General features: G+C 64.5%; 17 protein-coding genes and 1 pseudogene. 8 read left to right on the top strand and 10 right to left on the bottom strand.

Annotated elements, in window-relative coordinates; genetic code table 11:
• Nucleotides 1-403 precede the first annotated feature (403 nt).
• The 3 genes from rpoD to rpsU form a co-directional block, all read right to left on the bottom strand.
• A complete protein-coding gene (rpoD, locus tag BTW08_RS02045; protein WP_281491926.1) occupies nt 404-2,284 on the bottom strand; it encodes an RNA polymerase sigma factor RpoD in 1,881 nt (626 codons plus the stop codon).
• 335 nt (nt 2,285-2,619) lie between these two features.
• The gene (dnaG, locus tag BTW08_RS02040; protein WP_075560839.1) at nt 2,620-4,536 is read right to left on the bottom strand and encodes a DNA primase; all 1,917 of its coding nucleotides are present in this window, start codon (nt 4,534-4,536) and stop codon (nt 2,620-2,622) included.
• A gap of 276 nt (nt 4,537-4,812) precedes the next feature.
• Complete coding sequence (rpsU, locus tag BTW08_RS02035) at nt 4,813-5,028, bottom strand: 30S ribosomal protein S21 (RefSeq protein ID WP_075560838.1); 216 nt, start codon at nt 5,026-5,028, stop codon at nt 4,813-4,815.
• Between the two features lie 344 nt (nt 5,029-5,372).
• Here rpsU and tsaD point away from each other — a divergent pair, with 344 nt between their 5' ends.
• Entirely contained in the window at nt 5,373-6,401 is a 1,029-nt protein-coding gene (tsaD, locus tag BTW08_RS02030) for a tRNA (adenosine(37)-N6)-threonylcarbamoyltransferase complex transferase subunit TsaD (protein WP_075560837.1), read from the top strand.
• Nucleotides 6,402-6,609: 208 nt separating this feature from the next.
• Here the strand turns inward: tsaD and BTW08_RS02025 are convergent.
• A pseudogene (locus BTW08_RS02025) lies at nt 6,610-7,167 on the bottom strand (glycerol-3-phosphate acyltransferase); the annotation flags it as partial.
• Between the two features lie 160 nt (nt 7,168-7,327).
• Between BTW08_RS02025 and folB the strand changes: the two are divergent.
• From folB to BTW08_RS02005, 4 genes are all read left to right on the top strand, one after another.
• A complete protein-coding gene (gene folB / locus BTW08_RS02020; protein WP_075560836.1) occupies nt 7,328-7,681 on the top strand; it encodes a dihydroneopterin aldolase in 354 nt (117 codons plus the stop codon).
• Nucleotides 7,681-8,211 carry a 2-amino-4-hydroxy-6-hydroxymethyldihydropteridine diphosphokinase gene (folK, locus tag BTW08_RS02015; protein WP_075560835.1) on the top strand — a complete coding sequence of 177 codons (531 nt, stop codon included), beginning with the start codon at nt 7,681-7,683 and terminating at the stop codon, nt 8,209-8,211. The genes folB and folK overlap by 1 nt, the downstream gene beginning before the upstream one ends.
• Before the next feature lie 168 nt (nt 8,212-8,379).
• Nucleotides 8,380-9,924 carry an ATP-binding protein gene (locus BTW08_RS02010; RefSeq protein WP_075560834.1) on the top strand — a complete coding sequence of 515 codons (1,545 nt, stop codon included), beginning with the start codon at nt 8,380-8,382 and terminating at the stop codon, nt 9,922-9,924.
• 45 nt (nt 9,925-9,969) lie between these two features.
• Nucleotides 9,970-10,665 (top strand): response regulator, encoded by a 696-nt coding sequence (locus tag BTW08_RS02005; RefSeq protein ID WP_075560833.1) that lies wholly within the window; start codon nt 9,970-9,972, stop codon nt 10,663-10,665.
• A gap of 59 nt (nt 10,666-10,724) precedes the next feature.
• Here BTW08_RS02005 and BTW08_RS02000 read toward each other — a convergent pair whose 3' ends face one another.
• The 4 genes from BTW08_RS02000 to ptsP all read right to left on the bottom strand — a co-directional run bounded on the left by BTW08_RS02000 (nt 10,725) and on the right by ptsP (nt 17,103).
• Entirely contained in the window at nt 10,725-11,267 is a 543-nt protein-coding gene (locus tag BTW08_RS02000; RefSeq protein ID WP_075560832.1) for an O-acetyl-ADP-ribose deacetylase, read from the bottom strand.
• 69 nt (nt 11,268-11,336) lie between these two features.
• On the bottom strand, nt 11,337-13,127 hold the full coding sequence (locus BTW08_RS01995) for a PTS fructose-like transporter subunit IIB (protein ID WP_075560864.1): 1,791 nt from the start codon (nt 13,125-13,127) through the stop codon (nt 11,337-11,339).
• 56 nt (nt 13,128-13,183) lie between these two features.
• Complete coding sequence (pfkB, locus tag BTW08_RS01990; RefSeq protein WP_075560831.1) at nt 13,184-14,149, bottom strand: 1-phosphofructokinase; 966 nt, start codon at nt 14,147-14,149, stop codon at nt 13,184-13,186.
• Nucleotides 14,149-17,103, bottom strand: a complete 2,955-nt coding sequence (gene ptsP, locus BTW08_RS01985; RefSeq protein WP_075560830.1) for a phosphoenolpyruvate--protein phosphotransferase — start codon at nt 17,101-17,103, stop codon at nt 14,149-14,151. The genes pfkB and ptsP overlap by 1 nt, the downstream gene beginning before the upstream one ends.
• A gap of 285 nt (nt 17,104-17,388) precedes the next feature.
• Here ptsP and cra point away from each other — a divergent pair, with 285 nt between their 5' ends.
• From cra to BTW08_RS01970, 3 genes are all read left to right on the top strand, one after another.
• Nucleotides 17,389-18,372, top strand: coding sequence for a catabolite repressor/activator (gene cra, locus BTW08_RS01980; protein ID WP_075560829.1), 984 nt, complete (start codon nt 17,389-17,391; stop codon nt 18,370-18,372).
• Between the two features lie 110 nt (nt 18,373-18,482).
• Entirely contained in the window at nt 18,483-20,447 is a 1,965-nt protein-coding gene (locus tag BTW08_RS01975; protein ID WP_246837624.1) for an alkaline phosphatase D family protein, read from the top strand.
• Nucleotides 20,444-20,941 (top strand): GNAT family N-acetyltransferase, encoded by a 498-nt coding sequence (locus BTW08_RS01970; protein ID WP_210403174.1) that lies wholly within the window; start codon nt 20,444-20,446, stop codon nt 20,939-20,941. Before BTW08_RS01975 ends, BTW08_RS01970 begins: the two co-directional genes overlap by 4 nt.
• 107 nt (nt 20,942-21,048) lie before the next feature.
• On the opposite strand, the gene BTW08_RS01965 is transcribed toward BTW08_RS01970, so the two are convergent.
• Entirely contained in the window at nt 21,049-22,584 is a 1,536-nt protein-coding gene (locus BTW08_RS01965) for a SulP family inorganic anion transporter (RefSeq protein WP_075560827.1), read from the bottom strand.
• 129 nt (nt 22,585-22,713) lie between these two features.
• Nucleotides 22,714-23,373: a carbonic anhydrase gene (locus BTW08_RS01960; protein ID WP_075560826.1), complete on the bottom strand. Its 660-nt coding sequence runs from the start codon at nt 23,371-23,373 to the stop codon at nt 22,714-22,716.
• Nucleotides 23,374-23,572: the final 199 nt, after the last annotated feature.

Genomic DNA, 23,572 nt, shown 5'->3' with positions numbered 1-23,572 from the left:
TATTCAAGACCGCTCCTTCAGGCTCATTTGCGAGCCGGGTCTTGCGACATGGATGTCGCAAGAGGCGCGTTAGGACAGGATGTCCGTTACGCGTCGACCCGAGCGAGCACATGAGTTTGAAGGCGAAAGCGGACTTGTGCCGCCAATAGAGGGGGAGCGGCGAGGGGGCGAGCGTTAAGCCCCCTCGTCATTACGCAGATGAGTTCGAGAAGTCCTCGGCAGTGAGGTTCCCGTCGATTTCGAATCAGTCGCAGTACCCAGGATATTCACGTCCCCGCCGACCGGCCGCCTCATAATGACAAAAGCCCCGCCAACCTCTCGGTTGGCAGGGCTCGTCGTTCGTGCTCGCGATAGGGCTTTGCGACAGGGCTTTGCGACAGAACTTCGCGATGCGGCTTCGCGCTTACTCGTCGAGGAACGAACGCAGCGGCTCGGAACGCGACGGATGACGCAGCTTGCGCAGCGCCTTGGCCTCGATCTGACGAATACGCTCGCGGGTGACGTCGAACTGCTTGCCGACCTCTTCCAGCGTGTGATCGGTATTCATGTCGATCCCGAAGCGCATGCGCAGGACCTTGGCTTCGCGTGCCGTCAACCCGCCGAGAACGTTGCGTGTCGCTTCGATCAGGCCTTCGCCGGTGGCGGAGTCGATCGGCAACACCATGGTGCTGTCCTCGATGAAGTCGCCGAGGTGCGAGTCCTCGTCGTCGCCGATGGGCGTCTCCATGGAGATCGGCTCCTTGGCGATCTTGAGCACCTTGCGCACCTTGTCTTCCGGCATCTCGAGGCGCTCGCCCAGCTCTTCCGGCGTCGGCTCGCGACCCATCTCCTGTAGCATCTGGCGCGATACGCGGTTGAGCTTGTTGATCGTCTCGATCATGTGCACCGGGATACGAATGGTACGAGCCTGGTCGGCAATCGAGCGGGTAATTGCCTGACGGATCCACCACGTCGCATAGGTCGAGAACTTGTAGCCGCGACGATACTCGAACTTGTCCACTGCCTTCATCAGGCCGATGTTGCCTTCCTGAATCAGATCCAGGAACTGCAGACCGCGGTTGGTATACTTCTTGGCGATCGAGATTACCAGACGCAGGTTGGCCTCGACCATCTCCTTCTTGGCCCGGCGGGCCTTGGCCTCGCCGATGGAAAGACGCCGATTGACCTCTTTCAGCTGGCCGACGCTGAGCAGGACCATCTCTTCTTCGAAACTGATCTTGCGCTGGGCGCGCTGAATGTCGCCGCGAAACGGTTCGAGACGATCGGCATACTTGCCGTGCTTGGCGAGGAAATCGTCGAACCACGTATTGGTCGCTTCACTGCCCAGAAACGAGCTGATGAACGTCTTGCGCGGCACTTTGCCCTGCTTGACGAACACCTGCATGATCGCCTTTTCCTGGCTCCGAACCTGATCGACACTGATCCGGACCTGCCCGACCAGACGCTCGAAGTGCTTGGGCGACAGCTTGATCGGCGAGAACAGCTCGGCCAGACGCGCCTGCTCGGCATTGGCGTCTTTCGAACCACGCCCGTGCTTGTCGATGGCGGCCTTGGCAACTTCATTCTGTTCGCGAATCTGCTCGAAGCGAACCCGAGCTTCTTCGGGATCGGGGCCGCCTTCGCTGGCGGTGTCGTCGTCTTCTTCGCTCTCTTCGTCGTCTTCGTCGCCGTCACCACTGGACGTGGTTTCGACCTCTTCCGGCAGCTCGACCTCGGCAACACCGGGAATCCCTTCATCGGGATCGATGAAACCGGAGAACAGATCCGACAGGCGCCCGGGGGCTTCCTCGTCCTGAGTCTGATCGTAGACCTTGAGGATGGAATCCACGGCACCGGGCAGGTAGGACAGAGAAGACATGACTTCCCGCAGACCTTCCTCGATGCGCTTGGCAATCTTGATCTCGCCTTCGCGGGTCAGCAGCTCGACCGTCCCCATCTCACGCATGTACATGCGCACCGGGTCGGTCGTACGTCCGACATCGCTCTCGACGGCGGCAAGCGCCGCGACAGCCTCTTCCGCTGCCGATTCATCCGCCGAATCGTCGGACATCATCAGCGTGTCTTCGTCAGGTGCCTCCTCGACGACATTGATCCCCATGTCATTGATCATGGAGATAATGTCTTCCACCTGATCGGGATCGGCGATATCTTCGGGGAGATGATCGTTCACTTCGGCATAAGTCAGGAAACCCTGCTCTTTGCCGCGTGCGATCAGCTCCTTCAAACGTGACTGCTGTGCATTTCCAGCCATAGAAACCCTACTCGACGAAGAAGAATGAAGCACCTGGGGATGACAGCGCGCCGCCCAAAAGCCGGCTAGTATAGCGCGCCCCCGCTTTTTGCTGCCAGCTTCTACTAACTTGCCTGCCAGGTGTGCTAGTGTGCTTGGTTAACCTATTTGGTGGCGATCGCCGCCATTTCAACCTTTTTGACCGTGCGTTCGGTTGATAACCTTACTGATTGACCACTTCATGCTTCCCTGCCTTGGTAGTCCGAATCTTGTGACGCCGTTTCCCGCCCGATGTCTGCCCTAGAAACGCCGGACGGTTGCTGTACAAACGCCGGGTGCTCGCGCCAATCTCGTTATTCAAATGGCCTTGATTTCAATCCGGTCGACGCTCACGGAGAGCCTGACCCGCCAGTTGCCAACTGACCGATCAGCGCCCGGAGCCGCTGCTTCTCTTCGCTGCCGAGGGCGCCCGGCTGACGGCTCTTTTCCAGCAGCTGACGATACTCCTCGACCGGGCTCAAACGCTCGCTTTCACGCTCGAGATAGCGCACCCAGTTGTCCAGCTCGCTGGCCCGGACCTCACGCGGAATGGCCAGTTCACGGCGCGCCAACTGATCGAGACGTTCACCGTCGGCGCTACCGTGAAAATGCGCCAGCAGTACCTGAGGGCTGCGATAGCGTCCGGCACGCAACAGTTGCACCACTTCGCGGCACAGACGGCCATCAGGCACTTCCGTCGGGCACCATTCGAGCGTTTCGGGCAGCCCCTCGGCCAATCCCGGCTCGTGCAACAGCAGATGCAATATCCGAGCCGGAATGCTCAGGGAAAGCGTAGCAGTTCCTGAGCGAGATGCCGGAAATGCGCGCGATCTTGACGAATGTTTACCCTTATCGACCGGCGCTCGAGGGTCTGAAGCCGTTTCGTCACCCTCTGCCACGGCCATCAGGGCTTCGTAGCCGCCGACATCCGGTGTCGCCGATTGACGCGGCAGCGACTCGGCATGCGTCGCCAGCCAATCGATGAAATGCGACTGTTCGATGCCACTTCGCACCGACAGTTCCCTGACCAGCAGAGATTTGAGCACCCCTTCCGGTAGACGCTTGAGCGTCTCCAGCACGGCGGTAACGAAACGCTCCCGCCCCTCCACCTGCTTGAGGTCGTGCCCCTCGGCCGCCTGCTCGAACAGAAATTCCGACAGCGGGCTGGCACAGGTGACCCGATTCTCGAACGCTTCCTGACCCTCCTGACGGATCAGCGTATCCGGATCCTCCCCCTCGGGCAGAAACAGGAAGCGCACCTGGCGACCATCGATCATCGATGGCAGCGCGGTCTGCAACGAGCGACGCGCCGCCTGGCGCCCAGCATTGTCGCCGTCGAAGCAGAACACCACTTCGTCCACCAGCCGGAACAGACGCTGCAGATGGTCCGTGGTCAGCGCCGTGCCCAGCGTGGCACAGGCATTGCGGATTCCGAACTGTGCCAGCGCCACGACATCCATGTAGCCCTCGACCACCAGCACGCGAGCCAGTTGGCGATTGGCCTGGCGCGCCTCGAACAGGCCGTAGAGTTCACGACCCTTGTGAAAGACCGGCGTTTCCGGCGAGTTGAGATACTTGGGCTTGGCATCGCCCATCACTCGACCGCCAAACGCGATGGTGCGGCCTTTCCAGTCACGAATCGGGAATACCACCCGGTCTCGAAAGCGATCATAGGTACGCCCGGTCTCTTCCCGGTGCACCAGCAGCCCGTATTCGACCTGGACCGCCTCGCTGACGCCCTGTTCGAGCAGATAGCGCTTGAGCGATTCCCACTCGTCCTCGGCGTAACCGATACCGAAATCGCGGATGATCTCCTGACTCAGGCCACGACGCTCGAGATACTCCCTGGCCTGACGTCCGCCTCCCAGCGCCAGCCGCTCGCGGAAGAAGCGCGAGGCCAGCTCCAGCAGATTGACCCCTTCCTCACGTTTCTGCTGGCGCTGACGCGCCCCCGGATCCTCGCCGCCTTCCCGCTCGACCTCCATGCCTGCCCGCGATGCCAGCTGTTCGACGGCTTCGGGGAAACGCAGATTGTCGAATTCCATCAGGAAACGCAGGGCGTTGCCGTGAGCGCTGCAACCGAAGCAGTGGTAGAACTGCTTATCGTGACTCACCGTGAACGACGGCGAGTTTTCCTGATGAAACGGGCAGAGGCCGCTATGATTGCGCCCACTTTTCTTGAGCTGAACGCGCTCGGAGATCACATCGACGATATCGGTACGCGCCAACAGGTCATCGATGAAGCGCTGAGAAATCTGTCCGGCCATATCGTCGGGACGCTCTGGAGAATCCGGCTGCAGGCGGGCTGTGATAAAGGGCCCGGCGCTGCTGCCATATCTGGTTTAAAGCAGGTCTGTTGTAAAGCAGGTCTGTCGTGACGAAGATCTGTCGTAAAAAGTGCCTGTCGCGAAGCGTGGACAGTCAGAATATTCCTGCCTGCGTGCCGTTTCCGGCAAATGGCAGCGTGACAAAAACAAACGGCCACCTGAACGGCGGCCGTTTGATCGTCCCTCTGAGGTGACCGAAGTCACCCACAGTACGGATCAATACAAGCGTTCGAAACGCTTACGCTCACGCTGCAACTTCTTGGCGTGACGCTTCACGGCAGCCGCAGCTTTACGCTTGCGAACCGCAGTGGGCTTTTCGTAAGTTTCGCGACGGCGGACTTCGGATAGAACTCCGGCTTTTTCGCAGGAGCGTTTGAAGCGACGCAGCGCGACGTCGAACGGCTCGTTATCACGTACTTTAACAGCGGGCATGAAGCACTCACCTACCTTGGGAATTGAGTTCGGTTTGAACGCACACCCTTTTCGACGCGCAACCCGGGATATTCGAAACCTCGTCACGAAGGAAATGGATACCTTTCGTGGCGCAACCCCGGATTTTCCCGGTCCGGTTCTTTCCAGCTCGATTCGAGTCGTCATGACCCGGATCTTGCGAATAGACAGCCGAGAACGTGTTAAAGGCGCACGACCCAGTCCTGCAGAGCAGAGTATTCTAGTCTCGGCCCCCGACCAATGCAAATGACTTTTCGGCAGCGTAAACTAGCGCTCTTTCTGATTCCTGACCTTTTTTGCCTCCCGACCTCGACGGACATCCGACTATGCGCGTGCTGGGCATCGAAACCTCCTGCGACGAAACCGGCGTCGCCCTTTACGACACCGAGGCTGGCCTGTTGGCCGACGCGCTCTACAGCCAGGTGGCGCTGCACGCCGAATTTGGTGGCGTGGTGCCGGAACTGGCCTCGCGCGACCACACCCGCAAGCTGCTGCCGCTGGTCGATCAGGTGCTCGGCGACGCCGACCTGACCAAGCACGATCTGGATGCCATCGCCTATACCGCCGGGCCCGGTTTGGTCGGCGCATTGATGGTCGGCGCCTGCACCGCCCACGGCATGGCCCGCGCGCTGGAGATTCCGGTACTGGGCGTGCATCACATGGAAGGGCATCTGCTGGCGCCGATGCTGGAAGAGAATCCACCGGCATTCCCGTTCGTTGCCCTGCTAGTCTCCGGCGGCCATACCCAGCTGGTCGACGTGCGCGGTCTCGGCGACTACCGGCTGCTGGGGGAGTCCGTCGACGACGCGGCCGGCGAGGCCTTCGACAAGGTCGCCAAGATGCTCGATTTGCCTTACCCCGGCGGCCCCCAGGTCGCCGCGCTGGCCGAGCAGGGTCGCAGCGAGCGCTTCCGCTTTCCACGACCGATGACCGACCGGCCGGGCCTCGATTTCAGTTTCTCGGGACTCAAGACGCACACCATGACCGCGCTGCGCCAGCTTCGCGAGCAAGACGTGCTGGACGGTCAGGCGCGTGCCGACATCGCTCGCGCGTTCGAGGACGCCGTGGTCGATACGCTGACGATCAAGTGCCGGCGTGCGCTCAAGGAGAGTGGCCGAAAGCGGCTGGTGGTCGCCGGTGGCGTCAGTGCCAACCGCCGCCTGCGCGAGACACTGGACGCCGCGCTCGCCAAGCTGGACGCTAGGGCTTTCTATCCGCGCGGACGCTTCTGCACCGATAACGGCGCGATGATCGCCTACGCTGGCGCGCAGCGACTCGCGGCCGGTCAGCGCAGCCAGACCCTGCAGCCTCGGCCGCGCTGGCCGCTGGCCGAGCTCACTCCTCCCGCGGCCTAGCCTCCCCTGGCTCGACGTTTTCCGGTTCCGTCTTTCGGGAGTCGGCCCTGGCCGCGACAGGATTTCGCCGATTGCGTGACGCGTCTTCCTCATCGCAAGGATCGGAAGCATCAGAATCGGAAGCATCAGAATCGGTGGCAGAAGAGTCGGCATCGAAAGCCTCGGCCAGAGCTGGCTCCTGTGTCTCTCGGCGCCGCTCCTGCCATAGCCGGATGTTCAAGGCGTGTCTTGCCAGCACCAGTAGCGAGAATACGCAGATGACACCGGTCATGGCCGGCGCGAGCCAGTAACTCAGCAGCGGCGCCATCAACGCCGTGGCCAGCGAGGCCACCGCCGCCGTACGCACGCGCCAGGCCAGCAGAAACCAGCACAACGCGCAGATCAATGCGACCGGCGTCGCCAGCATCAGCAGCACGCCAAAGGCGCTGGCCACCGCTTTCCCCCCGTGGCCTCGATGCCAGACCGGGCAGCTGTGCCCAACCAGCACGCCGAGCCCCACCAGTCCCTGCGCCCAGACCGACAACGACAGCGCCCCCGCCAGCCACAGCACCGGCATGCCTTTGACCGCGTCGACGATCAGCGTCAGCAGCGCCGGCCGCCAGCCAAACGCCCGCAGCACATTGGAAAACCCCGGGTTTCCGGAGCCGGCAAGACGCGGGTCGCGAAGCCCCCAGGCACGACAGACCCAGATCGCGCCAAGCAGCGAACCACTCAAGTAGCCGGCCACCATCAGCAGACCGGTAACGAGGACCGAGGGCAAAGGCATCAATCTCCTTGTTGGCGCGGGTCGGGCATCATCGAGAGGCCCTGATTCTGCCACTCTCATCGCGTACAATCGACGCCACCTTGGCCGGGGCCTCGATCGACACGCCTCATCGCCGACAACACCGGCCGCCAACCCGACCCGCTGCTGACGAGGACATCGCGTGGATCAGATATTGATCGAGGGCCTGACCCTGGAGACGGTGATCGGCGTCTACGACTGGGAGCGCACCGTACGCCAGCGCCTGGAACTGGACCTGGAACTCGGTACCGACATCCGCCCCGCCGCCCGGGGGGACGATCTCACCCGGACACTCGACTACGCCGCCATCTGCCAGCGCCTCACCGCCTATGCCGAGGCCAACGCCCATGGCCTGGTCGAGACCTTCGCCGAGCGCGTCGCGGCCATACTGATCGATGAGTTCGGCGTTCGCCAGCTGCGCCTGACCGTGCGCAAACCGGGCGCCGTGGCCGCGGCGCGCGCCGTGGGTGTCCGTATCGAACGCAGCGTCGACTGATGGCGCTGGTCGTGCTCGGGCTGGGCAGCAATCTGCAACGCCAGCGCCACCTTCGCCGCGCGCTGGACGCGCTGACCGATCTCGCCGGTGCGTCGCCGCTGCAACTCTCCCGAGTGTTCGAAAGCCCGGCCGTTGGCTTCGACGACGACCGCCCCTTCTACAATCTGGTCGTGGCATTCGAAACCGAGCTGTCGCCGGGAGACGTGACCGATCGCTGCAAGCGTATCGAAGGGGATAACGGCCGTCCGCCGGGGCCTGCCAAGTTCATCGCCCGCACGCTGGATATCGACGTGCTGCTATGGGGCGATGCCGTCGGGTGCTACGGTGAGGCACGTCTGCCACGCGAGGACATCACCCGCTACGCCTTCGTGCTGCATCCGCTGGCCGAATTGCTGCCCGCGCACGCACACCCGGTCGACGGTCGCACTTTCGATGAGCTGTGGGCAGCCTTCGACGCGACCGGTCAGCCTCACTGGGCGGTGGACTTCCGCTGGGGGGGCCGCTGGATTTCCCGCGCCGACGAGCGCTGATCGAGCTGGACTCGGCCAGGCGCCCGACAATTTCCAGCGCGACGATCTTCAGAACGACGATCTCCAGCACAACAATCTCCATAATGTTTTCCCATTGCCTGAATCGTCATTGCTTCGCCTTGCGCCACACTCCAGAGATCGACGCCACCCGTGAAAAAGCCAGACGCTATGTCTTTATCGCTCAGCAGCCGACGTGACTGGCCACGACTATCACGCCTCAGCATCAAGCTCTTCGCCATCATCCTGATCACCAACGTGCTGATCAGCGGGCTGGTGTTCGTTTTCGTGTCGCGCAGTCTGGACGAGGGTTTCGTCAACTATCTCGAACGCAGCCAGTCGACGCGCGCCGAAACGCTGGCCAACGCGCTGGGCGAACAGTGGACCCAACGCGGCAGCTGGCAGTGGCTGCGCGACAACCCCCGCGCCTGGCAAAGCCTGGTCCGCAGCCAGCTGTGGTCGAGTGATCGCCATCCGCCCACGGGCATCGATCGCCAGCTTTCCGATGCCCGTGGCTACGTGCTGCTGGATGAGCTGAGCAATCCGGTCATCGGCGAGCCGCTACTCAAGCCGCCCCCCGACGATCTCGACATGCCTCCGCCGCCGGAGCCGCACTTCGTGCCGATCCGTAGTGGCGACAAGCTGGTCGGTCAGCTCGGCTATCTGCCGCCGGAGCGACTGATGGCGCGCATGGATCAGATCTTCCTCGAACGCCAGCAGCGCAACCTGACGATCATCGTCGGCTCGCTGTTTCTGACCTCGCTGCTGCTGGCCGGCGGGCTCGCCTGGTGGCTGGGTCGCCGCGCCCGCCTGATGACGCTCGCCACCCGGCGGCTGACGCTGGGCGACTACAGCGTGCGGCTCTCCGAGCGCGGCCGGGACGAACTGTCGCGCCTCTCCGCGGATTTCAACCAGCTCGCCGAGACGCTCGAGGCCAACCGCCGCGCCCGCCAGCGCTGGGTCGCCGACATCGCGCATGAACTGCGCACGCCGCTGGCGGTGCTGCGCGGCGAAATCGAGGCCATGCAGGACGGCGTGCGGCCGCTGTCGTCGGATAACCTGGGCTCGTTGCAGCAGGAGGTCGATCAGCTCGGCCATCTGGTCGAGGATCTGCGTCTGCTGGCTCAGAGCGACGCCGGCGCGCTGGATATGCATCTGGTCCCGGTCGATCTCGGGGAGTCGCTGGAGCAGCGGCTCGACGACAGTCAGGCGCGGCTAGAAGGTCACGGGCTTTCGCTGCAGCTGGAAACCGAATCGCTGTGGGTGCGTGCCGACAATCAGCGGCTCCGCCAGCTCTGGGACAATCTGCTGTCCAACACCATTGCCTACACCGACAGCCCCGGTACGCTGCGAGTCACGCTGAAACGCCAGGATCAGCGCGCGGAAGTCACCTGGGAAGATACCGCGCCGGGCGTCTCGGACGACGAACTGCCGCGCCTCACCGAACGTCTCTATCGTGTCGAGGGATCGCGCAATCGGCGTAGCGGCGGCAGCGGACTGGGCCTGTCGATCGCCCGCGCACTGATAGAGGCGCAAGGCGGCACCCTGATCCCGTCCACCTCGTCGCTGGGCGGGCTGCGCTGGACGCTGACCTTCCCGCTTGACCTGCCCGACAGCGTGTCGACCGATGTTTCGAGCCATGTTCCGGCCGGATCCGCTGCGGGATCATCACCGACGCGATCCCCGAAGCGATCTCGACAACAACCCAGCGAATGACCCGATAAACACGGCAGTCACGCCAACTGACCCGGAGCCGGCTTGATGAACGACACCATTTTGATCGTAGAAGATGAACCCAAGATCGCGCGCCTCGTCGCCGACTACCTGTCGAAGAGCGGCTACGCTTCCGACCATATCGATCACGGCAATGCGGTGATGGAGTGGCTGGAAGAGAACCAGCCGATGCTGATACTGCTCGACCTGATGCTGCCCGGCACCGATGGCCTGACGCTGTGTCGCCAGATCCGCGAGCGATTCCCGGCAATTCCCGTCATCATGCTGACCGCGCGCGTCGAAGAGGTGGATCGTCTGCTGGGGCTCGAACTGGGTGCCGACGACTACATCTGCAAGCCCTTCAGCCCCCGCGAAGTGGTGGCCCGCGTCAAGGCGGTGTTGCGCCGTAGTCAGGGCGTCGCCAGCGTGGGCGAAGACAGTGTCGCCGCCGCCGACCGGCTGACGCTGGACGAGGACGGCTGGCGTGCTCTGGCGGGCAGCGAGGATCTCAATCTCACCGCCGTCGAGTTCCAGCTGCTCAAGGTCATGATGCACAGCCCAGGGCGGATCTTCTCCCGCGACCAGCTGATGGATCACATGTACCGCGATCACCGCATCGTCTCCGAGCGCACCGTCGACAGCCACGTCAAGAAGCTCAGGCGCAAGATCGCCGACATCTGGCCTGAGCGCGATATCATCCGCTCGGTCTACGGCGTCGGATACAAGTACCAGCCCGAGGAATGATGCATAACCAGCCCGAACAATGCATGAAAAGCGTCCCGAGACTGACTACGAGAGAATGACTACGTCGAGAGGGACGCGTTTTCGAGAAAGCCCTCGGCGTCCGAGCTGGAGAAGAACATCAACGTCACCGTGAGGCCGGGAAACTCGGGCAGCGTCTCGCCCATCACCCCAGCCACGATCTTCGCCGCCGCATCGGCCGGATAGCCGTAGATCCCCGTGGAAATGGCGGGGAATGCCAGCCGTTTGAATCGATGCTCACCCGCCAGACGCAGGGCGTTGCGGTAGCAATCGGCCAGCTGTCCGGAACGATCCTCGGACTTCGCGAAAACCGGCCCCACGGTGTGGATCACTTGAGACGCCGGCAGTCGAAAGCCCGGCGTCATCGTCACCTCTCCCACGGGCAGTCCGTCCGGCCAAGTCGTGCGCCGCAGCTCGCGACACGCCTCGAGCAGCTCGGAGCCCGCCGCGCGGTGAATCGCACCGTCGACACCACCCCCGCCTTGCAGACTCTTGTTGGCGGCATTGACGATGGCATCGCCGTCGAAACGGGTGATATCGCCCTCGGCGACGATCAGACGATCTCCCTGCCAGTGAATCTTCATTGCGACCTCCGCTTGGCGACACGTACCTGATTATTCCCCAACGTAGGTCGCGATACCGACTTTCGCGAATCAGGAAGCCTGCCCACCCGCCTCGGCGTTGCCGCCAGCGACTGGCGCCGCCGTTGCCACTGCACTCTCACCCCGCTTGAGCAAGGCGTAGCCGACACCGGTGATCACCGAGCCCGCAGCGATGGCCAGCAGATAGAGCAGCGCCAGGTTGACCGCATTCGGAATCAGCAGCACGAACAGCCCGCCGTGTGGCGCCATCAGCTTGACCCCGAACCACATCGACAGCGCCCCGGTCACCGCCCCGCCGATCATCGAGATCGGAATCACCCGCAGCGGGTCCTTGGCCGCAAAAGGAATCGCCCCCTCGCTGATGAAGCACAGCCCCAGCACGAACGACGCCTTGCCCGCCTCGCGCTCGGCCTGGGCGAATCGGCTGCGCCGCAGGAACGTGGCCAGCCCCATGCCGATGGGCGGCACCATCCCCGCGGCCATGATCGCCGCCATCGGCATATAGGTCTCGGTCGACAGCAGCCCCACGCCGAAGGTGTAGGCTGCCTTGTTGACCGGCCCGCCAAGATCGAAGCACATCATCGCGCCGAGCAGCACGCCCAGCAGGACCGCGTTGGTCGACCCCATGTTGTTGAGAAACGCCGTCAATGTCGACAGCAGCGCGGCCACCGGCGTACCCACCACATAGATCATCACCAGCCCGGTGAACAGGCTCGCCAGCAGCGGGATGATCAGGATCGGTTTGAGCGATTCCACGCTGGACGGCAGCTTGACGTAGCGCGTCACCGCCTTGGCCGAATACCCGGCCAGAAAGCCGGCCAGAATCCCGCCGATAAAGCCGGCCCCCAGGGTCGAGGCGAGCATCCCACCGATCATCCCCGGCGCGATCCCTGGCCGGTCGGCGATGGAGTAGGCGATATAGCCGGCCAGCACCGGCACCATCAGCGCAAAGGCGGTGCCGCCGCCGATCTGCATCAGCGCCGCCGCCAGCGTCCCTTCCTGCTCGTAGGCCTTGATACCGAACACGAACGACAGCGCGATACAGAGCCCGCCCGCCACCACCATCGGCAGCATGAACGAGACCCCGGTCAGCAGGTGCTTGTAGAACCCGCGCTCCTTGGCGCTTTTCGGGGATCCGCCGCTCTTGCGCTCGCTGCCGGCCGACTCCACCTGAGCGTCGTCCAGCGCGCGCTGGATCGTCTGCTGCGGCTGCTTGAGCGCGCTGCCGGTAGAGGTCCGGTAGACCCGCTTGCCCGCAAAGCGCGCGTCGTCGACCTCGATATCGCAGGCCAGCAGCACGATGTCCGCGGCTTCGACGTCCTCGTCGGTGATCCGGTTCTGCGCCCCCACCGACCCTTGCGTCTCGACATGAATTCGATGACCCAGCGCCCGCCCGGCCTGCTCCAGCGCCTCGGCGGCCATGAAGGTGTGCGCCACACCGGTCGGGCACGCCGTGACCGCGACGATGCGCTTGATACTGGAGCCCTCGGACGACACTGCCGCCGCAGGCCCCACCGGCTCGCTGTCGGCATCGAATGTCGTCGCCTCGCGAGCGGCGCGGTCGAGAAAGGCGTCAGGATCCGGTAGCGCCTGCTGGATCGGCGCGCGGTAAAGCCTTTTGCCAGCGAAGCGCGCCGCTTCGGGCACCCGCTCGGCGGCCACCACGACCAGATCGGCCGCCGCGATCATGTCACGGGATACCGGCGTCACCGGTTCGAGCTCGCCGTGCATCTCGGTGTGGGGCTGCCAGCCGCGACGCTGCGCCGCCTGTTCCAGGCGTCTGGCGGCCAGGAAGGTCGTCGCCATGCCGCCGGGACAGGCGGTAATCAGAATGACGTTCATGTGTTCCCCGCTCATCCGCTCTTCGCTCATCCGTTCCCCATTCAGGGACTCGCCGTTCATACTCCCCTCCCGACGTGCGCTTCGCCGCAGCGGCTGACGCTCGTCTGTTGCCGTAATTGCTGAAAGTCGCTGGCGTGCGGGTCACCGACGCCGACGTGGCGCACCGCCTCCGCCGCCAGCGCCGTCGCCTGGCGCAGCGTCTCCTGCGGTGATAGATCCTTGATTACCCCGTGCAGCATCGCCGCCAGCAGCGTATCGCCGGCGCCGACCGTATTTCTGACCTCGACCCGGGGCGGGATCGCCTGCCACTCGCCGCGTCGGCTGATCCACAGCACGCCTTCGGCGCCAAGCGACAAAATTGACTCCTCGACGCCGGCGGCGTGCAGACGCCGGGCGGCGTCGAGCTGCGTCGACGCATCCGTCAGCGGTTCGCCGGCCCAGTCCGCCAGCTCCTGTTCGTTGGGCTTGGCCGCATGGGGCAATACCGCCAGCGCCGAGGCCAGGGCCGGCCCGCTGGTGTCGACCCAGACCGGCACGCCGCTGGTCTTGAGCGCCTGGATCAACGCTGCCAACGCCTCCGGCGTCACCCCCGGCGGCAGACTGCCGGTGACCACCACGGCAGCGGGCGATGTCGTCTCGCAGCGGGCGACCAGATCGGTGCTCAGCTCGGCCAGTGCCGCCTCGGAGACCTCAATGCCCGGGCCGTTAATGTCGGTCACCCGGCCGTCGTCCTCGGCCAGCTTGGCGTTGATCCGGGTCTCGCCCGGCAGACGCAGGCTGGCGTCTTCGATCCCGTCAAGCTGGCAGGCCTGGACGAAGGCCGTGTCGTTGTCCGCACCCAGAAAACCGGAGAGCGTGACGCGATGGCCCAGCGCCACCAGTACCCGGGCCACGTTGAGCCCCTTTCCGGCCGCCGCCAGATGCGACGACCGGGCACGATTGACCGCGCCCGGTTCGAGCTGAGGCAACTGGATCGACAGGTCCAGCGCCGGGTTGAGCGTCACCACAAGCACGTGCGCCATCAGAGCGCCTCCAGCGCATCACGCACGGCCTGACTGGTGGCCTGTGCCAGCGCCGTCTCGGCGTGCAGGCGCGCCGTTTCCCAAGTGATGCCGCGCAGCCGCGCCTTGACCATCGGCACCTGGCGCACGGAGACCGAGAGCTCGTCGACGCCGAGCCCGACCAGCACCGGTACGGCAGCGGCGTCCGACCCCAGTTCACCGCAGACACCGACCCACTTGCCCTCGGCGTGGGCGGCGTCAACGGTCATCTGGATCAGCCGCAGTACGGCCGGGTGCAGGCCATCCGCCTGCGACGACAGCTCGGGATGACCACGGTCGATCGCCAGGGTGTACTGGGTCAGATCGTTGGTGCCGATGGAGAAGAAATCGACCTCGGCCGCCAGGCTCGGCGCCAGCAGCGCGGCGGAGGGAATCTCGATCATCACCCCGACCTGAACGTCGGGTGCGGCGATCTCCTGCTGCAGCCGGTCGACGATCGCTCTGGCCTGGCGGTACTCGTCGACGTCCTTGACCATCGGGAACATGATCCGCAGCGGACGGTCGCCGGCGGCGGTCAGCAGCGCCCGCAGCTGGGTTTCCAGCACGTCCGGGCGAGTCAACGCCAGGCGAATGCCGCGCAGACCGAGAAACGGATTGTCTTCCGCCGCCACCGGCCAGTACGGCAGCGGCTTGTCGCCGCCGACGTCCAGCGTGCGCGCCACCAACGGCCGACCGTCGAGGGCATCGAAGGCGCGCCGATATTCGCCGATCTGGGTCTCCAGATCCGGCGCCTCGGGATACGCCATGAACAGGAACTCGGTACGCAACAGCCCGACGCCCTCGGCGCCCTGCTCGACGGCGTCCGCGGCATGCGCGGTGTTACCCAGATTGGCGGCGACCTCGATACGCCGGCCGTCCGCCGTACGCCCCTCTTCGAAGCGCAATCCGTGCGCGTCGCGACGCAGTGCCTCGAGCTCCTTGAGACGCAGCTGGGCGCGATCGCGTCGCTCGGCACTGGGCCGCACGATCACCCGTCCAAGATCGCCGTCGAGAATCAGCTCATCATCGTTGGCAAGCGTCAGCGCTCTCGCGCCAGCGCCCACCACGGCCGGGATTCCCAACGCCCTGGCGAGAATCGCGCTGTGCGAAGTGGCGCCACCCCGTGCCGTCAGCAGTCCGCGCACCTGCGCCGTATCGAGCCGCGCCACGTCGGAAGGGCCGATGTCGTCGGTGACCAGAATGTAGGGCCGCTGCGGCGGTGTCGGCATTGTCACGCCGCAGAGTACGCCCAGCACGCGACGCCCCACGTCGCGCAGATCGGCGGCGCGCTCGGCCAGCAGCCGATCCGCCAGCGCTTCCTGGGCCCGCGCCGCGGTATCGATCGCCTGCCACCACGCCGCTTCGGCGCTCAGACCATCGCGCATGCCCTCGAAGGCCGCTTCGTGCAGTTCGGGATCGTCGAGCATCTCGGCGTGCATGGAAAGAATTTCGGAGACGTCACCGCCCTTGGCGGTGCCGATCAGCGCACGCAGCTGATCGCGCGCTTCAATCAGACTGGCCCGCAGCCGCTCGCGTTGGCGCTCTGCATCACCCTGCCTGTCCGGCGTCAGGTCCCTGGCCCGCTCGGGATAGTCGAAGCTCGGTGCGCGCATCACGAAGACCGGCGCGATTGCCAGCCCCGGCGACGCGGCGGTGGCCGGCAGCGCGGTATCGTCGGCGAAGGGTTCGTACGCCGCTTCAGACAGGGTTCCGGCATCCGATACGTTGGGCTCGTGACGTCGAGCGCCCTGATGCCTGGCATCGCCGACGTTCGACAGCGGCCGCACGGACTCGCCGAGCCCACCGTTGACCGCGGCGACCATTGCCGCCAGCGCCGCTTCGGCACTTTTCCCTTCACCCCGGCCGTCGGCACTCTTGCCTTCACCCCCGCCCTCGGCGGAGAAGATCAGCGTCTGTCCACGCCGCGCGCCGAGTCCGATGACCTTGGTCAGGCTGGCGGCGGAGACGGTTTCCGCCGCGCCTTCCATCAGGCGCACGCGGACCGGCAGGGATTGCTCGCGGGCCGCTTGAACCAGCAGCTTGGCCGGGCGCGCATGCAGGCCGTGAGCGTTGAGCAGCGTCACGCGGGCCGTCTCGGTACGGCTCGATTCGCCGGATAGACGGGCCAACACGTGATCGGCATCGGCATCGACCAGGGCTTCGCCTTCGCCGCTATCCAGCAGGTCCGCCAGCCGCCCCAGCAGCTCACGGTGCGCTTCGCCCTGCGCGGCGACGCAGAAGACCCCGTTGACGGCACCGCGGGGGCCGGCGAACGCTCGCTCCGGCGTGGCCAGCGCCAGCGCCGGCTGGCTGACACCGGTGCCGGCGCTCACCAGCCACAGCCCCTGGCCCAGTGAAACCGGCTCCTGCTCGGTGATCGCGGCCACGAAACGCGCATCGACGCATTCGGCCTGGCGCAGCCGCGCGGCTGCCGCCAACGCCAGCTCGAACCGGTCTCGCGCCGGGAATCCCAGACATAGCGTGCCGGCGTCCAGGCGGGCCTTGACCTTGGGCTTGGCGAGCAGCGCGACCATGGCCTCGGCCGTATCCGCCTTGGCCAGACGTTCGGCCACGCCCTCGTCGTCAAGCACGTGGGTCAACCGGCGTAGCACGTCGAGATGCTCGTCGCTGGCGGCGGCGATCGCTACCAACAGGAAGACCCGGTTGCCGTCGTGCCAGGTCACGCCGTCGGGAAACTGCAGCAACCGCACGCCGGTTCGATGAATCTGGTCGCGACTTTCCGGGGTGCCGTGAGGAATGGCGATACCGCTGCCGAGAAAGGTCGAGCCCTGCGCCTCGCGGGCATGCAGCGCATCACGATAGCTGGCTTCGACCAGGCCGGCTTTGTGCAGCGAGGCGGCGGCCTGATCCAGCGCGTTCTGCCAGCTGTCGGCCTGACAATCGAGCGCCGCGTCCTGCGGTTGGAGGGTCAGCATAACGGTCTCTCCGAAGGGTCATTCGATGCACGCAGCATGGTCCGCCAAAGCCTCCCGACGCAATCGGCGCTGTCCAAGAGGTGCATTCTGCCGGATGCTGAATCGTGTCACCTAGATGATAAACATGCTCGCCTTTCGCGACCGCTTTGACAAGCTAGACCTTCGACGCAAGCGATGCCGGGCCGCTGTGCATCACGATCGGGCTGGGCCAGAAAAGCCCGACGAGGTATCGTTCCAGGCTGGTCGGATGCATCCCACCGATCATCAACGTTGCAGGAGCCTTGCATGAAGCTTGCCGATATCGCCCGTCTGGCTGGCGTTTCCCGGACCACCGCCAGCTATGTGCTCAACGGTCAGGCCAGGACGCGGCGCATCAGCCAGGCCACGGTGGAGCGCGTTCTGGCCATCGCCAGCGCCCACGATTATCGAATCGATGCCCAGGCGGCTGCGCTGCGCGGCGGCGACAGTCGCACCCTGGGTCTGATCGTGCCGGATCTGGAGAACGGCAGCTACGCGCGCCTGGCCAAGCGACTCGAGCACGGCGCTCGCCAGCAGGGCTATCAATTGCTGATTGCCGGTTCCGACGACGACCCCGGCAGTGAACGCGAAGTCGCAAAGTCGCTGCGCGCTCAGCGCTGCGACGTGCTGCTGGTTGCCAGCAGCCTAAGCCCGGAGGATCCGTTCTACGTCGAACTGATGGCGCAAGGGCTGCCGGTCATCGCCATTGACCGCCCGCTGGACCCTGAGCGGTTCGTCAATATCGTCACCAACGGCCGCGCCGCCGGCGAGATGTTGACTCGTTCGCTGCTGGCCGAGGGCGTCTCCGACGTGGTGTGGCTGGACGCGGTGCCGGATCTGTCGATTAGTGCCGAGCGCCGACTGGGATTCCTGGACGCTCTGCGGGACGAACCGGACTGCCAGCCGCGCTGTCTCAGCGGCGAGCGTTATGACCGCGATAGCGGGGCGCGACTGATGCGCAGCCTGCTGAACGACGGCGGTCTGCCGGATGCCATCGTCACCGCGTCCTACACGCTGATGGACGGGCTGCTCGACATCCTGCTCGAGCACGGCGCGCCTCCGGAGACCCTGCGACTGGCCACTTTCGGCGATGATCGGCTGCTCGATTTCCTGCCCTGCAAGGTCAACTCGCTGCCGCAGGATCACGATCGGGTCGCCGAGCAGGCATTGGCAAGAGCGATGCAGGCGGCACGCGGTGAGTACAGCCCGGGGCTGGACGTGATCGACAGAACGCTCAAGCGGCGGCGCTGAAAGCCTGCCTGTCGGCGTGAATCGTGCGTCGCCCCTTGAACGCGCTCTTCATGGTCGCTGTATAGCGGCTGAAGTATGCTTAGCCCATCGACGCTTTCAGGAATGACGACTTGTCAGACGATCTCCCCGACATTCTGGCCGGCCCCCTGCTCCGCCGCGCCGCACCCCGTCGGCTGGTGTTGTGGTTGGCCGCCTCCCGCGCCCTCGAACTTCAACTGACCCTCAGCTCTGACGAAGGCGACCGGATCTATGATCTGGAAGCGGCGACGACCCGGTTGGCGGTCGGTAGCCACGCGCACCTTCACCTGATCGATCTGCGACTGGACGATCCCCTCCCTCTGGATGCCGTGATCGCCTACGACCTTGCCTATCGTGTGAGTGCGCAAGGGGGATATTCCGAAGGGGAAGGTTCCGAAAGCGAAGGTTCCGAAAGCGAAGACGTCGGCTGGCGCTCGATGCGCGAGTGGGGCGCGTCGCTGTGCTACGACGGTGAGCCGCTGCCGACGCTGGTGTTGCGTTCGCGCTACGACAATTTGCTGCATGGTTCCTGTCGCAAGCCTCACCATCCCAGTCAGGATGGTCTGGCGCGCGCCGATCGCTGGATGAGCGAGCGCCATCAAGACAGCGCCGCCCGGCCTGCAGCGCTGCTGATGACTGGCGATCAGATCTACGCCGATGATGTGGCCGGCCCGATGCTGGCCGCCATCCATTCGCTGATCGCCCGTCTGGGGCTCCACGACGAATGCCTGGAAGGTACGGACATCGCCAGCGGCAGCGAGTTGTATGCCCGAGACGAGACCTACTACCACCGCGATGACCTGCTGCCGGCCATTCGATCCACCGAGGCCCTGCGCGAGAAGTTCTTCGGCGGCGTGCGCAAGCCGATCTTCACCACGGCCAGCGCGGAAAATCACCTGATCACCTTCGCCGAGCTGCTGGCGATGTACCTGCTGGTCTGGTCGCCGACGCCATGGCGGCTGATCGAGGTGGAGATTCCTGAGCTCGCCGCCGAGGAGCTGGACCGTTATCGCGGCGAACAGCAGCATATCGATGCTTTCGTGGCCGGGCTGCCGAGCGTGGCACGCCTGCTTGCTCATCTGCCTACACTGATGATCTTCGACGATCACGATGTCACCGACGACTGGAATCTGTCCGCCGCCTGGGAGGCTGCGGTCTACGAGCACCCCTTCTCGCGCCGGATCGTGGGTAACGCGCTCATCGCCTATCTGCTATGTCAGGGATGGGGCAACGATCCTGACGGTCTGGCCGAGCCGTTGGCCGCCAGCCGTGCGTGGATCCACTCGGCCAGCGCCAGCGGCCAGCTCGACTGCGAGAGCCAGAATCAGCTCGTGACGCAGCTGCTCCGGTTTACCGGCTGGGGCTACACGATCGACTCGACGCCTCGGCTGGTAGTGCTGGATACGCGTACCCGGCGCTGGCGCAGCGAACGCCGCCTGCATCACCCCTCGGGGCTGATGGATTGGGAAGCGCTGAGCGAATTCCAGCAGCAGCTGCTCGGCGAGCCGTCGGTGATCATCGTCTCCCCGGCGCCGGTCTTCGGGGTCAAGCTGATCGAAGGCATCCAGCGCGCGTTCACCTGGTTCGGCAAGCCGTTGCTGGTCGACGCCGAGAACTGGATGGCGCACCCCGGCGCCGCCCATACCATGCTCAACATCCTGCGCCACAGCCGCACGCCCCAGCGCTACGTGATTCTCTCCGGCGACGTGCACTACTCCTTCGTCTACGCGATCACCATTCGTCAGCGTCGCAACAGTCCCCGCATGTGGCAGATCACCAGCAGCGGCCTCAAGAACACCTTCCCCGAGACCCTGCTCGACTGGTTCGATCGCCTCAATCGTTGGCTCTATGCGCCCTGGTCGCCGCTGAACTGGCTCACCAAGCGGCGCCGCATGGCCGTGGCACCCTACGACCCCGAGCACGCCTCGAAAGGCGAGCGGCTGTGGAATCGGGCCGGCATTGGCCAGGTCCTGCTGGACGATCAGGGCGCGCCCCGCGAAGTGACCCAGCTGGGCGCGGCCGACTGTGATACCCGTTTTTGCGAGACTCGCCGGTGAGCATTCTGCGCGAAGCCAGACTATCGGACCTGCCGGCCATCGAGGCTCTGGTCAAAGCGGCCTACGGCCATTACGTCGATCGCATCGGCAAGATCCCCGGGCCGATGCGTGACATCGATGACCACCGCTATGCACGCCATATCGATGCCGGCCACGTCAGCCTGCTATTCGATAACGCGGACGGGGAAGAGAGCGTCGATGCGGGAAATGGCGATGAGCCGGTGGGTCTTCTGGTGCTGATTCCCCAGACCGATACGCTGCTGCTGGATAACGTCGCCGTCGCTCCCAGCGCTCAGGGACGTGGATTCGGCAAGGTACTGATGCAGGTCGCGGAGGCGCGGGCGCGCCAACTCGAATTCGACAGCATCACGCTCTATACCCAGGAGCTGATGCACGAGAATCTGGCGATCTACCGACGCTACGGCTACGTGGAAACCCATCGCGCCGAAGAGTTCGGCCTCAAGCGGGTCTATCTGCGCAAATCGCTGGCCTGAAGCGCCCTTAATACCCGGCAAAGCCAACCGCCGCGTCCCGTGGGAAGGCGGCGGTTGGCAGGTGGCTTATCTCAAGGGTCCTCTTATAGGCCCTCTTCAGGCCCGTTTCAGACGATGCGGGCAGTCGCGGGGACGGCTTCGACATCGCCGAACGTGCCGCTGGTCCCTTCGACGTCGCGCAGTTCGACCACGATCCCCCGGGCCGCGGCGTTCTCGACGAAGCGGTCGATGTCTTCGCGAATATCCGGATCGATGTAGTTGGCACCGATTGCATCGATGATCAGCTCCCCGTTATCCGGCACGGCGTCGAGACACTGGCGCATTTCCTCGCGATTGAGAAACGAGACGTCCTGCTGAAACTTGAGCAGCATGTGATCGCCGCGCCGGGTGCAAGCAATGGCCGAGCGGTAACCCGATTGCAGCAGGAAGTAGAGACTGCAGACTAGCCCTACCAGCACGCCCATCAGCAGATCGGTGGCAAGAATCGTGATCACCGTCACGGTGAACGGGATGAAGCGACGCATGCCTTCACGGTATTGATCGAGAAACAGCGCCGGCCTGGCCAGCTTGTAGCCGGTATGCAGCAGGATCGCCGCCAGGGTCGCCAAGGGAATCTGCTCCAGCCACATCGCCAGGAACGCCACGCTCACCAGCAGCAGGCTGCCGTGTATCAAACTCGACAGCCGGGTTCGGCCACCGGCATTGGCATTGGCGGAGCTGCGCACGATCACCGCCGTGACCGGCAGCGCGCCGACCAACCCGCAGACCATGTTGCCGATACCCTGGGCCTTGAGTTCGCGGTGGGGCGGCGAGTGACGCTTGAGCGGATCGAGCTTGTCGATCGCCTCCAGACTCAGCAGGGTTTCGAGACTGGCAATGATGGCGATGGTGATGGCGACGGTGTAGACCGCCGGATTGGCCAGAGCGCCAAGGTCGGGGTGAGTCATCTGCCCGATCAGTTCCGTCGGCCCGGATAGCCCGCCCAGATCGATATGGTGCCCGGCACTCAGAGCCCAGCCAGGCATCGCACCACCGACCAGGCGATCGATGGCGATACTGCCGAGCACCACCAGCAGCGGGCCCGGAATCAGCGCCAGCGCGCGGTGGCGTTTGATGATCGGCTGCTCCCACAGCACCAGCAGACCGAGACTGAACAGCGCGATCAGGGTGGCCAGCGGCGAGATGTCGCTGAACAGCGCCACCGGATCGGTGATCGCCGGCATGTCATCCAGCGGGTGACCCAGCGCCATCGGGAACTGCCCCAGCACCAGAATCAGACCGATACCCGCTAGCATGCCCTTGATCACCGAGGTCGGCACGAAGGCACCAATTCGCCCCAGCTTGAACACGCCCATCAGCAGTTGCAGTACGCCGGCCAGAATCACGGCGATCAGAAACGCGGCGAAGCTGCCCAACTGCTCGATCGCATCCAGCACGATCACCGTCAGCCCCGCGGCCGGGCCGCTGACGCTGAGCGCGGAGCCACTGAACATCGTCACCACCAGCCCGCCGATCATGCCGGCGACGAGCCCTGCGATAGGCGGTGCACCGGACGCCAGTGCAATTCCCAGACAGAGTGGAATCGCAACCAGGAAGACGACGATTCCCGCCGGGATATCCCGGGAGAGATGTCGCAAGGACAAGGTGCCGGAGTTGTCGTGAGGTGTTGATGTCGTCGACGTTATGGGCGCCGTCTGTCTTGATGCAGTCTGTCTTGATGTCGTCATCGTCGTGTCCTCGAATCCATGAGTCACAGCGTAAAAGGAGTTGTTCTATCCGGCCGCGGCGCGCTGCCAGTCGGGCTCGGCGCTTTCGGACCCGAGCCCTTTCGCCTCGCGACGACAGACTTCATCCAGATACCCGCTCGCGAGGTCGTAGACCCAGCCGTGCAGGCTCGGCGCCCGACGGGCCTGCCAGCTATCGGTGACCAGACTCATCTCGGCGAGCCGTTCGACCTGGGCGATCACGTTGAGCTCGACCACGTGGTCGACCTTCTGGCTGAGCTGCGAGAACTGCTCGAGCGCCACGTGATGATCGGCGACCAGCCGTTTGACCTGGCCGAGATGTCTGTCGACATAGGGCAGTGCCTGCAGGGCATCGCCACCGCTGACTGCCGCCTGAATGCCGCCGCAGCCGCGATGGCCACAGACGATGATGTGATCCACCTCGAGCGCGTTGATCGCGTACTCGAGCACGCTCGAGACGTTGGCGTCGTCTTCATGCACCAGATTGGCGATATTGCGATGGATGAAGAGTTCGCCGGGTTTGGCGTTGCAGATCTGCTCCGCCGGTACTCGACTGTCGCAGCAACCAATCCATAACGCGGCAGGCGATTGCCCCTGATGAAGCCGCTGGAAGACCTCCGGATCGGAAGCCTTCATGTCGTCGGCCCAGGCCCGGTTTTCGAGTAACAGTCGGTCGAAGAATTGCATGTCCAGCACTCCCGTATGGTGGCGATCGAAGAGCCTTGTCCGTGAGCAACCGGGAACGTCGGTCGGTTTCGATACCAGTCGCGGTCTCAACACAAGGTTCTGGTGAAATCACCTGCCCTATCGATAACTACGAGCCGAAGGTTCAAATCGAAGGAGACGAATCGGCATGAGACGAAAGGCGCAGGCTTCGCTTTCAGTG

This window comes from Salinicola sp. MH3R3-1 (genome assembly GCF_001937155.1).
GTDB lineage: Bacteria > Pseudomonadota > Gammaproteobacteria > Pseudomonadales > Halomonadaceae > Salinicola > Salinicola halophyticus.
The sequence above is the reverse complement of the archived record's forward strand: the minus strand, read 5'-3'. Positions and strand labels throughout refer to the sequence as shown.